We start from the raw sequence: 13525 nt of genomic DNA, 5'->3' as shown, positions 1-13525 counted from the left end.
CGCTTGAAAGCTGAATATCCCTGAATCAATCGTTGGCGCACATTGATACGCTGACGAATCTAATTTCCATGGCTGCCGACGTTGGCCCCAGTCATGAGAATTCTCAAAACGGGAATGACAGATTTATTGGCGATTGAGCCAATAAAACGCGTTAAATATGTTGACAAGCATATCTATTTAATACCACATACAACCAACATTATCGATGCCGCTCTTAAATCGGATTTTGGCGTCGATAACCGCAAACAAAGGAAAGGAACCTTAGATGAGTGAAGCATTCAGCCCCAAACTGTCCACGACACAGAGCGAAACCCCGTCCGAGCGCGTGCGTTTCCGCAGCCGCACGGCGACTGAAGAAGGCCCGCTGGCCAATATTCAGGAAAATACGTTCTTCAAGATTATCTTTAATCCTGAATTCAGCCCTGAGCAGAAAATGGAAAATGCTGCCAAGGCGCTGGAATTCACGGAAAATAAGGAAGAAAACCGCACGCGCCTGAAGGAGTTCGACTCGTTCAAGGAGTATATGAATGCGGTTTCCGAAAAGATGTCCAAGGACCGTATCAAGCTGACTGACACCGAGGTTTTTGCTGAACTTCAGAAGAACTATGGTCAGCTCAACGACGACCTTGAAGATTTCTTCAACAAGATTCGTCCGCTGAACGAAATTATCGACGCGCTTTACAAGCTTCGTGTCGACGGCAAGACGCGGGCGGTTCTCGATCAGATTCGGGAAGACCAGGAATGGGAAGCCAACATCAAGGTGCAGAAGGACGAACTCGACAGCAAGATCGCTGGCATCTTGAATTCGATCCGTCAGGCGGAAGCCTCCATCAAGGATCTTGAGGTCAACAATGTCGCTCTCGCACAGGACAAGGGCTTTTTCGGCTATGGCCAGATCAAGGCCGCTTCCATGACCCAGATCAAGGTCAACGAAAAGCTGATGGAGGATCGCCGTCAGGAGATCGTCAAGCTTCACCAGGACGTTGAAGCCGTTCGTGATCAGCTGAACAAGCTCGATGCCGAGATTGCTGAGCGCAATGAAAACCGCCCTGACTCATTCGAAATCGGCAAGCTTCGTGAGCTTCTCGATCTGACCAGTGAACAGCACACTCAGCGGCAGGCTGACATGGTGGCCGCTGCGCTCAAGTTCGTCGAGTCCGGCAAGGAACGCTTTGGCTCCATTCGCACGCATCTGGACAAGATGGTTACCCAGATCGACGGTCTTAGTGACAACAACACCAGCATGATCCAGATCACCGCTGTTCTCAACGAAGCCACCAAGGCTGCCGAAAATGCCAACCAGAAGAAGCGTGAGGAATATTCAAAGATTCCGGAAGACGCAAATCTGATCGAAAAGATGCGGCTCGAAACGCTTCGTCAGGATATCGACGAGCACATCGACGTCTTGTCGACTGCGGCTGTTGATACGATGCAGTCGTACGGCGAACTGACGACCGAAGCGATCAAGATTCGCAACATGCAGGCCGCGACCAAGAAGCAGGTTGAATCGGCTCGCGCAATGCACTCTCGCGGCATTTCCAGCGTCGCCAGCCAGCTTAGCACTGTGCTTACCGCCGTTAACGCGGCAGGCATCAATGAAGCTCAGGCGATGGCGGCAAGCACGCTTAGCGAAATGGCTCGTGTGACCAATGCAATCGCACAGAAGGAAGCAATCCGCATTGCGACCTCCCGCGATGAAGTCAACAGCGACCTCGAAGCCCAGCTGAAGACGCTGATGGAATTCGGTGACACTCAACGTGAAGCAACCGAGATCAGTCGCGGTGCGCTTGCGGATATGCGGCACAATCTGGCTGCATTGGAAGATCTGTCGCGCGACGTTCAGGACGACACCCGCGAATTCGTCGGTGTGGCCGCTGATGTCGTCAGCAACGACAAGTCGAAGGCTGAAAAGCCTAAGAGCACTGGCGCGACCTCGCCATTCAACATTTCGGGGGTATAATGAAACATACAGTTCGCGGCAGTGAATATCTGGCTGACTTCACGAACTTCAAGCTGAAGGGGCGTGATGCTGATCTCGAACGCATCTCGTCAATCCTGATGCGCAAGACGTCGAACTCTCTCCTGCTGGTAGGCCCAGCAGGAGTAGGGACCTCGGCACTGATGCTTGGCCTTCAGGCCTCTAAGAGCGATCCCGAAGCTCCATTCGACATCGTATCCAAGAGGCTCTTTTGGCTCGACACTGACTCTCTCTTTGCCAGCGGTGACGGCGCTGAAATCAATTCCGACTTCCAAAAGATTCTTCGTCAGCTGGAAGCGACGACGGAATCCGTGCTGATTATCGAAAATACGTTCAACTTCATCGAAGCGGCGCGTAACACTGGCAACCCGCACTTCATCAATGCGCTCAATCTCCTCGTCCGCAAGCACAAGACGCAAGTCATCCTTGAGGTCCGTGATGAGCAGCTGACACAGGTGCTTAAATGGCATTCTGACGTCGCAGAGGCCTACACCCTCTATGACGTGCGGGAACCTGTTGGCACGATCCTGCAGGAGATCGTCAGTGAGGTCTCAATCGGACTGAGCGATTTCCACAAGGTCAAGATCGATGACAGCGCGATCCTGGAAGCGATCAAGCTGACCAGCAAATATCGTGACAGCATGGGTCTTGGTGGCGCACAGCCTGCACGAGCTATCTCGCTGCTCGACCGTGCGCTTTCGAGCTATCGCCAGCAGTCTCATCGCAAGCATCCAATTCTGGCAAAGCTGGAACTGGACATCCAGAACGAAACCGACAGGGCGAAGAGCCTTGAGTTGCAAAGCAAGCATCTTCAGTTCTCGAAGGATTGGGACGTCCTGCAGACCGAAATTCGCAAGACCTACAAGTCTCAGCGCGATGGCGAAGAGCTTCTGTTCAAGCTTCATGACGAGCTGGAAACCGCTCGCAAGAAGAAGCAGCCAGAACCTGAGATGCCCGCAGCACCTCAGTCGTTTGCCCAGCTTGCTGGTTCGGGTCTTGATTCGCCTGAAGTTGCCAAAATCAATACGAATATTCGTGCGATTGAGGCAGAGGTCGCCGCAAATCGGGAACGGCACAACGAGCTGGTTTCGATTGCCAATCGTGATTTGCTTCTCGACAGCAAGGCGGTCGTCAGCGAGTTCAGCAAGATTTCTGGGATTGCAGCTGACAAGCTCGATGCCAACGAAATGGAAAACTTGCGAAATCTCGAAAGCAATTTGCTCTCGCGAATTTTCGGTCAGGATCATGCCGTCAAGCATATCGCCAATTCGATCAAGGTCGCCAAGATTGATGACCTGGATGAATCTGGTCCGGCCGCGAGCTACCTGCTCCTTGGCCCGTCCGGCGTCGGCAAGACCGAAATCGCCAAGGCTTTGGCGCAGTATGTGGTCGGTGATGAATCCGCACTGGTTCGCTTCGACATGTCCGAGTACATGGAAAAGCATGCCGTTGCGAAGCTTATCGGCGCACCTCCAGGCTATGAAGGTTTCGAAGCGGGCGGCATTCTGACCAATACGGTGAGAAAGAAGCCTGTCGGGATTTACCTGTTCGACGAAATCGAAAAGGCTCACCCTGACGTCTTCAACGTTTTCCTTCAGATTCTGTCTGACGGACGATTGACGGACAATATCGGCCGCACTGTCGATTTCAGCGAAGTTATCATCATTATGACTTCGAATATCGGCCAGCCGTATTATCTCGACGTCAATCTCACGGACGAACAGGCTCAGGCATATGCAACTGAAGAGCTGAATAAAACGTACCGTTCGGAGCTGCTCAATCGCTTCAATGGCCGCGAAAACATTCTGCACTTCAATCGTCTTGGTATTGATAACATCAAGAAGATCATCAAGCGGGAAATTTCCAAGCTTAATAAGGCATACGAAAAGCGCGGTCTGGTGATTAGCATCACTGATGAGACGATCACGCAGTTCTGTGAATGTCATTATGATCCGACGAGAGGCGCACGCGGCTTGCCTGGTTACATCAAGGCAAATCTTCGTCCGATTATTGTCAATCATATTCTGGAAAACCCAGAACAGACTGGCACTTTCGACGTGACATTTAACGCCGAAACCAAGAACTTTGTTGTAGAATTTAAACAATAAAGTCGACAAATGAAGCGTCACGTTATAAAGCCTGACGCTTCATAGTTAGAGCGAGGCAGAGGATAATATGGAAGAGATCAAAAAGTTCCTGGCGAACAGTCGGTTTATTATCCAGTTTCTGGCTGGATTGCATTTCGTGTGGGATCGGGTTCTCGGCCCACCGCGACGACTGTTGATGAAAATTCTTGGCCGTCTCTTCCATTGGTACAAAGCCAAATGGAACACTTATACCTACGATAAATATGGCGGGTTCGTTTACAAGCGCGCAGGGATTATGACCACCATCACCTTATTGGTGCTGTTCATGATCCCCACATTTATCACTCTGTCGTTCCAGACTGCGATGTTTTTGACCACATATCGCAGCGAACGCGTGTACCTCTTCCACGCTGAGGAAATTTATCCCGACGATAACATCTGGTCGATCCGTGGCTGTGAAATGGTGAATTGCGCTACCGAGAGCCTTTATTTCCGTGTTGCGCCATCGCTGTTCAATCATATCTGGAGCGTCTTCTATAAGCAGGAATTGTTCCTCGCTGATGATATCGCTTCGGGTGTCCCCCCTGGCAAAACCGAGTGCCACATTATTTCGTATGGCATTCGCTTGAAGACGCTGATGAAGCGATACGAAATCTATCCAGACGCCCTCTACATCGCCTGCGATGGCAAGAGATTGGTAGACAACTAAAGGAGCCGCCATGAGTAATTCCGATCTGAGAACAATTGCGCTCAGCGCCTTGGCAGCGGCCAATGTCCCTGTCGATGTTCAAGAGCTTCTGCTTCACGGCAATGCCAGACTTGGCGTCGCTAGTGGCGCTCTCGACAAGGTCATTGAGGCATTGACTGGTGAGACGGAACTCAAGGTGCTTAGAGAGGCACTTGCCGCGCATGAATTCGACAAGGAAACCCTGATCGGCTACGTTTCTGCAGAGGACGAATGCGGTTCTGACCCCGACCACCCATGGAGCGAGTCCGTGTTCATCAGCGACCGCAAGACAGAGTTGTATGAATACCCCGTCTATCGCGCTCCAGTGACCCGCAATCGCATTCTGGAAGGCGTCCAGGCAATTTGCGATGAGATCATCAAGCCTACGGTGAAAGGTGACCCTGACACGGACTTCTGGCGCGCAAATGCCGCTCGTGAAATTTGTGAAAAGATCGATGCACTCAAGAACCATGAGTTCTTCGCGTTTGAACGCACGGAAGTCCATCTGATCGAGCACGAGGACGATGCGTTTCTAGCGGTTCGCAATATGCTCGTGCCTTCATTCACTGGACTGTATGTTATCGCTCGGCGGCCGAAGCTGATGACCAATGACGAATGGCGGCCCGTTGCACAGACAATCATCGATGCCCTGCGCCGAAAAGGTCCCGTGAATTATCCGGTCACAAAAGCTGGGTCGGATATCTGAAAGCAAGGGGAATTATGACCAGAACAATCGATTACGTCGAAGGCTTTCGCAACGCAGCGCTACGCGCTTGTTCGTTCCTGCAGATGCGGGCTACTCAACTCCAAGATCCGGCTTCACGGATGGCCGCAAGCGTGCTGGCTGTCGATCTCGATCTACACATGTACGATGAGTGCGATCCTGATCATCCAGAAGCCCAGAGCGACCCTGCTGTCTATCCCCCTGACGTGCCGACACCACAGAACATGGCAGAAGCTCTGCTGATGATCCGCCAGCTAACGACGGAACGTGACGTAGCGCGCAAATTCTGCTCGGCTGCGGCCCATGACTATATGCTGATGATCATCTTCCTTGAGACGAATACGACATTCGACGGGACGATCTATCAGGAGGTTATGCGCGATACCGCCAAAGAATGTCGCGACAATGGCCGCTTTCTAGGCGCAATTGCTGACGGCAAGATGGACAGCGTCGTCTATGAAGACCAACTGACGATGTGCAAGCGCAAGGTATCCGCACTCCGTCAAATGATCCGCGATCAGCGAGAAACTCTGATCAAGGCTTCCAACTCGATCCACACCTATTCCGAAATAAATGAGAACACCATCGAGACCATGCGTCTGATCTCGGATGCCGTTGTCGAAAGCCAGGAAGAAGCGGAGATGGCCGATGGCACGTAAAGAGCAGGACGCACTCGATCTGGTGAGCTTGAACGAAGCTGCAACGCACTGGCTATCTATGAAACGGCGACGAGGGATCGCCGCTCCTGATTGATTACCAGCACTTGCCCATCTGTCCGAAGCCGCTCGGCGAGCAAGTATATCGATAACCAAGCGTTCCATCCGGCTTCCGCTCCAGCTTCTTTTCGGAGCGGGCAGGGGTCTTCGACTTCGGCGGTTGTGACTTCTGATGTTTGGAAGAGACATAACCATGCTTGTTTGACGGCGTAGCCTCTTTAGCTGCGATAGGGGAAGTCGACACGCCGATTATCAATGCGAATGCCAACATGCAGGAAATTTTCATTTTTCAGCCCTTAAGAATATGGTTTAAATAATGATAATTCGGAAATGCATTGTAGCAAATCGAATTATTCCTATTGATTTTGCGATTATTCGGCGGTATTAAATCGAAACAATTAAGGAGAACGATATGAAGGGCAAGGACCTGCTGGAAGCTGGCTACAAGCGCATTGATGCCAAGGGAAATAATTTTCTAAAAAACGACTACTGCATCGCCCTGTGGCAGAAGCGTGTAGATGACGAGAACGGCACTCGCTATTTCATCAACTTCTTCGAATACGACATGAGCAATCTGAAGGGCGTTGCTCCTGGATTGTCCTACGATTGCGAGGTCCAGTTCCATCGTGGTGAAAACGACGAACAGACACTGTCTTCACATATTGCTCTTGGCAAGGATGCAACCGTCGCCGAGTACGAAGCCTTCATTGAAGAGCTGTTCCTGACCATGGGTTTTAATCACTATGATGCGACCACCTACGGCCTTAAAAACCGTCCGGTAGAGCCATACAAGAGCCTCCAGATGGCGGCTGAGTACGCACGCAACGAGATTGCCAGCTGGCTGACCAAGAACGGGACCTATGATGGCGCTGCAGCCGATGTCGGCGACCTGCCTGTCGAGGCGGCCGACATCATCGCCAAGCATGTGAAAGCGATGCAGGAAGAACTCGGCCTCAAGCTTGGGAACGAAGCATCTGCCGTGAAGTTCGGCTGATATCGAAGAAGGCCTCGAAGGTCCAACACGAACGAAGCCTGACGTAGCTCTACGTCAGGCTTCTCTGTTTCACTCACTCAATCTCGAAAACGGCCTCGACCTCAACCGGAATGTTGCCTGGTAGCGAAGGGCATCCCACGGCTGTTCGCGCATGTGCTCCAGCATCGCCTAGAAGGGCGCACAGCAAGTCAGACGCACCATTGAGCACTTTTGGATGGTCTGTGAAGTCCGGCGTCGCATTGATGTACCCATTCACCTTCACACAGCTCACGATCCGCTGCAGGTTTCCATCGGTGTAAGCTTCGAGTTGCGCCAACACATTGAGGACGCAACGTCGCGCCGCCTCCTGTCCGACTTCAATGGAAATGTCATCCCCCAGTTTGCCAGTGTAGAGATAGGTCCGACCTTCTCTCGGAGCCTGACCTGACACGAACAGCAGATTGCCAACCCGTTTGACGGGGACATAGTTCGCGGCTGGCGGTGGCGGTTCAGGAAGGTTGATTCCTAATTTGTTCAGGGCATCGTAGACGCTGTGGTTTGTCATAAAACCTCTTTCAAGACGATTTGATCTGACTGTCCGAGCAAATTTGTAGAGGTCATTTAATTATGACGCAAATTGGCATATTTTATTCGCCTCTATAAGGCTTGCTTATCGACAACGAAAATTCGGAATGAGAGGAAATAAAGGGGCGGGGGATTTTGTTGTGGATTTTCTTTAAATATTTCTATATCAAACGTCGCAAGAAATAGTGAACTTTTAACGAGGATATGATGGAAGTCAAAAAACCAAAACTTTTCGTAGGCTTGGCCAAGCTCACCAACGTTCTGCATGACGGCAGCGAGCAAGCTGCTGGATTTAGCGTTCGTGTTTCCCTCCGCTACGATAACACGGCGAATCCAAGTGGCTCCATCTGGGACGAGTTCTACGACATCCCCGTTCGCGCCAACGAGAAGGGCATTTTCCCCGATCTGGAAAAGGCGTCGACCGTTGAACTGATCGACTACGTTCTGACCAACCAGCCATCGAATGATAAGTTTCTGACGACCATCGAGTTCTCCGAGCAGAACATCGACGGTATGATCATTCGCGGCCAGCACCACACTTGGGATCAGTTGACCGAACTCGGCTACAAGCACCAGTCTCAATCATTTGCACCGACACCAGGTGGCAGATGACCGCCACTTCGGACAAACTCGATCTCTGGCGCAAGCAGGCAAACGATGTCGCTCACCATCTGAGCGGCACGACCAAATCGCTTGAACAGGGCATCAGCGACGTTTTGGGCGAGGAATTCCTGCATCTTGAGGACAATCGGGAATTCCTCCTGAACATTGACGACAAGATTTTCACCTGTGTAACTTGTGGCTGGTGGTATGAAAACTCGGAAAATGCAGGCGAGCGACAGAATGGTTTTTACTGCTTCGATTGCGACGACGGATGGGTGAAATGACTACAATTAGGTCCGTTCCGAAAATGCCAAAGGAAATCTTACTTGCGCAACTCGCAAAAAATGGAGTGGTGATCGATGAAACCCAAATTGAAGCGCAATGACATCGTCTGCGAAAAAGACGTCGCTTGGGTGGTATACGGTCGCGTAAACCGTGTCATCGATGCCGAAACAGTCGAATGGATTGACTGCTGCAAGCACATCAACATCTCCAAGATGTCCGATCTCGTGCTTTCCAATGATTACAAGGGTCGTCACGATGAAATCCGTATTTACCATCGTGACCGATGCGGTGAAATCATTTATCCGGACAACTGGATGAACGACGAAAGCGTTCTCTACAAACTCGTGATCAATCGTTTCTATCGGATGCCGACGTTGCGCAAGCTGAAACAGCGGGCGTCGTATTACGTTGGTCGGAACGCCTGGCGTGTGGATAAGCGACCTGATGCGGAATATCGCACGTTTAAGCAATAATTTTGGCTTTTCCGCTTCATATTTTTGGCCCATCATTAGTTATCGAAAGGGCCTTAATATGGACGTCATGAATAACAAAACCGAGAATTCATATCTATTAGCGGCCGCATTTGGCCATACCTGCATCACCAGCACAAGCCAGGAGGCTGGTCTGGAGGCTGGTCTGGAGGCCTTCAAGAAGTTGGAATCCGAATTCGGCAAGATCGACCGAATTTTGCGGGTTCGATAAATGGCTTCAGCTCTCCCCCAAGCGAAGCCAAATGTAATCGCATGGATGAACGTTGACCGAAACGGCATCATGCTCGACGCGTCCATTCATCGAGACCAGGCCGAAGAGCAGGCGGAAGACGAAGGCAACGCAGTCGTGGGCCTTTGCTGCGTTGACGACACCGAAGAGCTGATCGACGCCAAGGACCGAGAGATCGCGGCCCTGAAGACGCACAACGAAGAACTCCTACAGGCCCTCAGGAATGTCGCTGCCTCCGGTAAGCGCGTCTACATCAATCCGAACGGCACGGAGATGTTTCTGGTCGGTTCCGATGCAATTGCCGAGGCCCGCAGGCTTGCTTTAAACGAACCCCAATCCGAGGAGTAAGGATGTCTCATGATTTGCACGATCCAGGCGGCAAGGTCCGTCTGAAGGTAAAGGACGAAATTCGAGGTGATGCCGTGTTCTCGGACTGCGGCAAATATCGCCGCTTGCTGACCCGCGAATGGGACGGTGCCGAAAAGGAAGGCTTCGTGCTCTGGATTGGCATGAACCCCAGCACGGCAGCTATCGACGTCGATGATCCGACCGTCTTCAAGGAACAGAAATTCACGCGTCGCTGGGGCTACGGCCGCTACGTGAAGTGCAATGTCATGGACTACCGCGCCACGCACCCCAAGATGTTGCTGGAGCCAGGTGTGGTGCCGTGCACGGACGAGAACATGCGGACCATCGTCGAGCAAGCCAAAAAGGCAGAAATCATCGTTATGGCCTACGGATCGCTTCATAAGAAGCTGGCTCATCATGGACAGGCTGTTACCGACGCGCTTCGCGCCGCTGGCCTCAAGCTTCATGCGCTCAAGATCACGAACAACGGATCTCCGGGACATCCGCTCTATCTGTTGGATACGAGCGAGCTGCTCGATTACTGATGGCAACGAAACAGGGCGGGAGACCGCCCTGTTCGTATTTGGCATTCATCAAAAATTCGGCGAAAAGACCCTGCTGGTCAGATGCCAAACATGAGCCGAGCGGTGTCGGCCTTACGTGCATGGAGTTCGGCCGCTACACGGGTTCGGAAGCCGTCCCATCCAGCCAACTTCTCTTTGAAGCGATAGGTTCCGCGTAGCAGAGTCACGAGCGAGGACTCGGCAAGGGCTGAGATCGGAACATCGGTGAGCACGCTGTCGATTTCTTTCCATGCGCCAGATCGCGCCACATTGGCGATGCAAGTTAGCACGGCGACACGGTGGGATCGTTCTGTTCCTTCGAGACCTGCATCAACCAGATCTTTCGCCCAGTCGGGAAACGCCTGTTTTTCAGAAAGAGGCATGTGAGTTCTCCTATTGCCTTTTATCCTTCGCTGGCCGATTAGGAAACGCCTTCTAGGCGAAATTCCACGGTTAGCTCTCGTTGCTCAGATTCGCATATTCTTTCATCAAAGCCTCGCGTTCATCCAGCAATACTTCTCGTTCCGCGTTGCGCTGTCCCTGCTCTTTGCGTGAGCTGACTGGATTCAAAAAAATGAACGCGGCCGCGCACGCCATAATTCCGATGACACCGAGGTAATGAATTGCCCCTTCACTCATATCACTTTCCTCCTTTTGCTTTTTTGCTAGGAAACGTATTCTTGGCGAATTCCAAAAATTCCTTCTGAGCCGCATCGGTCTTCTTTCCGCGTTCCTTCTCAGGCACGCCTTCCAGCCGCAGGCGTTCGTCGACGCAATTCCAGACCGCATACGCCGTATCGCGCAGATAGCTGTTCAAGTGGATGTAGTAGAAAACGCCATGGTCATAATCGACGTCGATCAATCCGAGTGTGCGGCTGACGACCCACTTGTAGAAAAGTGTCTGCTCATGGCCATTTTCAGCAAGCCATGCCTCGACAGCAGCCTGGGTGTCGTCCTTGGCGGAGCGCACGACCGAAGTCTCATTGAAATAGTCGAAGGACCATTCGAATTTCGGCGGGAAATAATACTGCATTTTCCTTCTTTCCAATTTCTGCCTGCAAATTGGGGCCTGCAGGGCTTAGTCCGAAGGTTATTTATTTAAATAATTGCATTATGTCAATAAATATTAGTAGCAACGACGGACATATGACCTGAAACAGAAAAGGCTCGGAACCATGTGGAACCGAGCCTTCACGCCGAAGCAAAGTCGTAATCTTATCGCCTCGGATGGGTTCGCGGCCATCCAGCACAATGAGCAAGTTCATGCTTCAAGATCATGGATGGAGTGATGACGGGGATCGGCGGGAGAGGGAACCCGACGTTAACGACGGGGCTTTTGGGGATGAATACCGCGCATCGATCAGGCCCTTTGAGCGTCTTGGAACATCCATAAACAAGGCCGAGTGGAAACTTATTAAAACACGCCTTTTGCAATTCTGACATTGATAGACGATATACCTTAACAGGAATTTTCGGCTTCACTTGGTACTTAACGGGTGGTTCGAGCGTGAAGAACGTCATAACCCCTGCACTGGCAGGAGCGACCGAAGAAAACATTGCCAAGGCGATCAGCATCATAATAACGCGCATTTTCATCTCCTTTTAAAAATAATTGCGGCTTTTATTTAATAAAATATGGACTGTCAACGCCTTCTTCACGAAAAACGGGAATATGCAATTATTATTTTCATAATTGGGGAGATTAATAGGGCGACATAGCGGAACAACACAAACTAAAAAAGGCTCGACACGCCAGGTTCGAGCCTTTTGCTTTTCCCTTCAATATCATGATCAATGAGGATGCGACTTTGGCCATCCATTACAGTGCGCCTTCTCATGCGTCAGGATCATTTTCGGAGTGACCACCAGGACACCGCCAATGGGCCACGCGAGGTTCGGAACCGACTTGTCCGGAATGAAGACGACACAATGCTTCTTGGGTTTCTCACGGACTACGGCGCATCCATAAATGACGTTGTACCATCTTTTGAAGGCCGAGCAATGCTTGCCAATTTTAAATAAGGGCAGGGCGATGATCGTGACAGGCATATTCGGCTCGCCTCGGTATCGCTCAGGGGGAGCGAAACCCCAACCACCATATGCGAATGCTTGAGTTGGCAAAAGGATTGCAAGTACCAGAATAAAAATGCGCATAAAACCCCGCCGTAAGTTGTGTGAAAATATTGGGATTAACCATTGGAAAAGCGAAACGATGGCCTGTCAATGAGTTTGAAGCGCCTTCGCTCTGCTTCGCCGTCATGCTGACGCAGGTCATACTAGGGCCGCAAATGCCGATTGAACGTAAGGGTGCCGATGGTCGTCTATCAGGAGCCAACACAAAGGAGAGTGTGATGGATGTCGACGCAGTGGATGCCAGTAATCGCCTTCAGGAAAGGATGCAGTCACAATTCACCGCTCTCATCGATGCGGCCGAGCAGCAGGGTGTGAGCCAAGAGGACGCTTCCAAGGCGGCTCTGGCGCTTGCAGTCGCTCAGGTCAAGTCAATCGGACTGGACCTTGTGAAAACCATTGCGGAAACGGAGCTGATCGTGGAGGGAGAAGTTTAAGCTTAGGGAAGATGCCTGATCGCAAGTCTGAGGTTAAGCCTCAACGACAGAGGGCGATAAGAGCAGGCTGGAAAAAGAAAATGGTGGCGTTCTGTTGCCAGGTGCCACCAAACCCCGCCTTAAGGTGCTAACCAGAAGGACTTGAGCGGATCTCCCGCACTGCGGTTAGGCAGCGAGAGCGCGATCCATAGCGTAATTGTCGTTTGCAACTACAGTTTTGACCCGATAACGGCGGATATCATTCCGAGCACAACGAGATATCTTTCAGCCCATGTCGAACCTAAATCACCCCCATCATAAACACATCTGACGTTGCTGCCAGGTTGCGATCCTTACCAGGTCCGTCGCGGGAAAGCGGCTTAATCCTGGCGATGTGCTTATGGTGGAGGTGGCGGCGTCGCAGCCGCGTCCATGAAACCTATTGCATATTCGGTTTAGCACCATAGTCTCTCGCGAGACAATTAGAGAGATAATAAATCGTTGGGATAAAGTCAACCGCGATTCCAAGAAATAGTCCGAAAACACAAAAATTCTTTTCTCGATCTGGAGTTGATGACTTGGCGAGTATAATTCAGAAAACCGATCCGCTAAATTCGATACAGCCAATTTGCATGGTGCCTCGCTAAAGGACATGTCACGCTGTCCATAT

At 51.3% G+C, this 13525-nt stretch carries 19 protein-coding genes and 1 other RNA gene; 13 read left to right on the top strand and 7 right to left on the bottom strand.

Annotation, left to right across the window (positions count from 1 at the left end):
- Positions 1-93: 93 nt before the first annotated feature.
- From QU595_RS10225 to QU595_RS10195, 7 genes are all read left to right on the top strand, one after another.
- The gene (locus tag QU595_RS10225; RefSeq protein ID WP_315921498.1) at positions 94-273 is read left to right on the top strand and encodes a hypothetical protein; all 180 of its coding nucleotides are present in this window, start codon (positions 94-96) and stop codon (positions 271-273) included.
- Positions 266-1960, top strand: a complete 1695-nt coding sequence (locus QU595_RS10220; RefSeq protein WP_315921496.1) for a hypothetical protein — start codon at positions 266-268, stop codon at positions 1958-1960. The genes QU595_RS10225 and QU595_RS10220 overlap by 8 nt, the downstream gene beginning before the upstream one ends.
- Positions 1960-4086 carry an AAA family ATPase gene (locus QU595_RS10215; RefSeq protein WP_315921494.1) on the top strand — a complete coding sequence of 709 codons (2127 nt, stop codon included), beginning with the start codon at positions 1960-1962 and terminating at the stop codon, positions 4084-4086. The genes QU595_RS10220 and QU595_RS10215 overlap by 1 nt, the downstream gene beginning before the upstream one ends.
- A 67-nt stretch (positions 4087-4153) precedes the next feature.
- Positions 4154-4774 (top strand): hypothetical protein, encoded by a 621-nt coding sequence (locus QU595_RS10210; RefSeq protein WP_315921492.1) that lies wholly within the window; start codon positions 4154-4156, stop codon positions 4772-4774.
- A gap of 10 nt (positions 4775-4784) precedes the next feature.
- A complete protein-coding gene (locus QU595_RS10205; protein ID WP_315921490.1) occupies positions 4785-5498 on the top strand; it encodes a hypothetical protein in 714 nt (237 codons plus the stop codon).
- 14 nt (positions 5499-5512) lie between these two features.
- Positions 5513-6175, top strand: coding sequence for a hypothetical protein (locus QU595_RS10200; RefSeq protein ID WP_315921488.1), 663 nt, complete (start codon positions 5513-5515; stop codon positions 6173-6175).
- 469 nt (positions 6176-6644) lie between these two features.
- Positions 6645-7226 (top strand): hypothetical protein, encoded by a 582-nt coding sequence (locus QU595_RS10195; RefSeq protein WP_315921486.1) that lies wholly within the window; start codon positions 6645-6647, stop codon positions 7224-7226.
- 73 nt (positions 7227-7299) lie between these two features.
- Here the strand turns inward: QU595_RS10195 and QU595_RS10190 are convergent, their stop codons facing one another.
- Complete coding sequence (locus QU595_RS10190) at positions 7300-7770, bottom strand: RidA family protein (RefSeq protein ID WP_315921484.1); 471 nt, start codon at positions 7768-7770, stop codon at positions 7300-7302.
- A gap of 227 nt (positions 7771-7997) precedes the next feature.
- On the opposite strand from QU595_RS10190, the gene QU595_RS10185 reads away from it, so the two are divergent.
- The 5 genes from QU595_RS10185 (at position 7998) to QU595_RS10165 (ending at position 10291) form a co-directional block, all read left to right on the top strand.
- Entirely contained in the window at positions 7998-8402 is a 405-nt protein-coding gene (locus QU595_RS10185) for a hypothetical protein (protein WP_315921482.1), read from the top strand.
- Positions 8399-8677, top strand: a complete 279-nt coding sequence (locus QU595_RS10180) for a hypothetical protein (protein ID WP_315921481.1) — start codon at positions 8399-8401, stop codon at positions 8675-8677. The genes QU595_RS10185 and QU595_RS10180 overlap by 4 nt, the downstream gene beginning before the upstream one ends.
- A 75-nt stretch (positions 8678-8752) precedes the next feature.
- Complete coding sequence (locus tag QU595_RS10175; protein WP_315921479.1) at positions 8753-9151, top strand: hypothetical protein; 399 nt, start codon at positions 8753-8755, stop codon at positions 9149-9151.
- A 229-nt stretch (positions 9152-9380) separates the two neighbouring features.
- Positions 9381-9746 carry a hypothetical protein gene (locus QU595_RS10170; RefSeq protein WP_315921477.1) on the top strand — a complete coding sequence of 122 codons (366 nt, stop codon included), beginning with the start codon at positions 9381-9383 and terminating at the stop codon, positions 9744-9746.
- Positions 9747-9748: 2 nt separating this feature from the next.
- Positions 9749-10291 carry a DUF1643 domain-containing protein gene (locus QU595_RS10165; protein ID WP_315921475.1) on the top strand — a complete coding sequence of 181 codons (543 nt, stop codon included), beginning with the start codon at positions 9749-9751 and terminating at the stop codon, positions 10289-10291.
- Between the two features lie 77 nt (positions 10292-10368).
- Here the strand turns inward: QU595_RS10165 and QU595_RS10160 are convergent, their stop codons facing one another.
- From QU595_RS10160 to QU595_RS10140, 5 genes are all read right to left on the bottom strand, one after another.
- A complete protein-coding gene (locus QU595_RS10160; RefSeq protein ID WP_315921473.1) occupies positions 10369-10692 on the bottom strand; it encodes a hypothetical protein in 324 nt (107 codons plus the stop codon).
- A 70-nt stretch (positions 10693-10762) separates the two neighbouring features.
- Positions 10763-10948: a hypothetical protein gene (locus QU595_RS10155; protein WP_315921471.1), complete on the bottom strand. Its 186-nt coding sequence runs from the start codon at positions 10946-10948 to the stop codon at positions 10763-10765.
- 1 nt (position 10949) lies between these two features.
- Positions 10950-11342 carry a hypothetical protein gene (locus tag QU595_RS10150; RefSeq protein WP_315921470.1) on the bottom strand — a complete coding sequence of 131 codons (393 nt, stop codon included), beginning with the start codon at positions 11340-11342 and terminating at the stop codon, positions 10950-10952.
- A gap of 182 nt (positions 11343-11524) precedes the next feature.
- Positions 11525-11899 carry a hypothetical protein gene (locus tag QU595_RS10145; protein ID WP_315921468.1) on the bottom strand — a complete coding sequence of 125 codons (375 nt, stop codon included), beginning with the start codon at positions 11897-11899 and terminating at the stop codon, positions 11525-11527.
- Between the two features lie 201 nt (positions 11900-12100).
- On the bottom strand, positions 12101-12358 hold the full coding sequence (locus QU595_RS10140; protein WP_315921466.1) for a hypothetical protein: 258 nt from the start codon (positions 12356-12358) through the stop codon (positions 12101-12103).
- Between the two features lie 302 nt (positions 12359-12660).
- Here QU595_RS10140 and QU595_RS10135 point away from each other — a divergent pair, with 302 nt between their 5' ends.
- Positions 12661-12876: a hypothetical protein gene (locus QU595_RS10135; protein ID WP_315921464.1), complete on the top strand. Its 216-nt coding sequence runs from the start codon at positions 12661-12663 to the stop codon at positions 12874-12876.
- Positions 12877-12955: 79 nt separating this feature from the next.
- Here QU595_RS10135 and ssrA read toward each other — a convergent pair.
- Positions 12956-13375: a transfer-messenger RNA gene (gene ssrA, locus QU595_RS10130) on the bottom strand.
- Positions 13376-13525 lie beyond the last annotated feature (150 nt).

The sequence above is a fragment of the Mesorhizobium sp. SP-1A genome, from assembly GCF_032460275.1.
In the GTDB taxonomy this organism is placed as follows: Bacteria; Pseudomonadota; Alphaproteobacteria; order Rhizobiales; family Rhizobiaceae; genus Mesorhizobium.
This window is presented reverse-complemented; position numbering and strand designations above follow the sequence as displayed.

Excerpts from the sequence above, each read along its gene's own strand:
- QU595_RS10225 (WP_315921498.1), top strand. The coding sequence starts at position 94 with ATGAGAATTCTCAAAACGGGAATGACAGATTTATTGGCGATTGAGCCA.
- QU595_RS10220 (WP_315921496.1), top strand. The coding sequence starts at position 266 with ATGAGTGAAGCATTCAGCCCCAAACTGTCCACGACACAGAGCGAAACC.
- QU595_RS10215 (WP_315921494.1), top strand. The coding sequence starts at position 1,960 with ATGAAACATACAGTTCGCGGCAGTGAATATCTGGCTGACTTCACGAAC.
- QU595_RS10210 (WP_315921492.1), top strand. The coding sequence starts at position 4,154 with ATGGAAGAGATCAAAAAGTTCCTGGCGAACAGTCGGTTTATTATCCAG.
- QU595_RS10205 (WP_315921490.1), top strand. The coding sequence starts at position 4,785 with ATGAGTAATTCCGATCTGAGAACAATTGCGCTCAGCGCCTTGGCAGCG.
- QU595_RS10200 (WP_315921488.1), top strand. The coding sequence starts at position 5,513 with ATGACCAGAACAATCGATTACGTCGAAGGCTTTCGCAACGCAGCGCTA.
- QU595_RS10195 (WP_315921486.1), top strand. The coding sequence starts at position 6,645 with ATGAAGGGCAAGGACCTGCTGGAAGCTGGCTACAAGCGCATTGATGCC.
- QU595_RS10190 (WP_315921484.1), bottom strand. The coding sequence starts at position 7,770 with ATGACAAACCACAGCGTCTACGATGCCCTGAACAAATTAGGAATCAAC.
- QU595_RS10185 (WP_315921482.1), top strand. The coding sequence starts at position 7,998 with ATGGAAGTCAAAAAACCAAAACTTTTCGTAGGCTTGGCCAAGCTCACC.
- QU595_RS10180 (WP_315921481.1), top strand. The coding sequence starts at position 8,399 with ATGACCGCCACTTCGGACAAACTCGATCTCTGGCGCAAGCAGGCAAAC.
- QU595_RS10175 (WP_315921479.1), top strand. The coding sequence starts at position 8,753 with ATGAAACCCAAATTGAAGCGCAATGACATCGTCTGCGAAAAAGACGTC.
- QU595_RS10170 (WP_315921477.1), top strand. The coding sequence starts at position 9,381 with ATGGCTTCAGCTCTCCCCCAAGCGAAGCCAAATGTAATCGCATGGATG.
- QU595_RS10165 (WP_315921475.1), top strand. The coding sequence starts at position 9,749 with ATGTCTCATGATTTGCACGATCCAGGCGGCAAGGTCCGTCTGAAGGTA.
- QU595_RS10160 (WP_315921473.1), bottom strand. The coding sequence starts at position 10,692 with ATGCCTCTTTCTGAAAAACAGGCGTTTCCCGACTGGGCGAAAGATCTG.
- QU595_RS10155 (WP_315921471.1), bottom strand. The coding sequence starts at position 10,948 with ATGAGTGAAGGGGCAATTCATTACCTCGGTGTCATCGGAATTATGGCG.
- QU595_RS10150 (WP_315921470.1), bottom strand. The coding sequence starts at position 11,342 with ATGCAGTATTATTTCCCGCCGAAATTCGAATGGTCCTTCGACTATTTC.
- QU595_RS10145 (WP_315921468.1), bottom strand. The coding sequence starts at position 11,899 with ATGCGCGTTATTATGATGCTGATCGCCTTGGCAATGTTTTCTTCGGTC.
- QU595_RS10140 (WP_315921466.1), bottom strand. The coding sequence starts at position 12,358 with ATGCCTGTCACGATCATCGCCCTGCCCTTATTTAAAATTGGCAAGCAT.
- QU595_RS10135 (WP_315921464.1), top strand. The coding sequence starts at position 12,661 with ATGGATGTCGACGCAGTGGATGCCAGTAATCGCCTTCAGGAAAGGATG.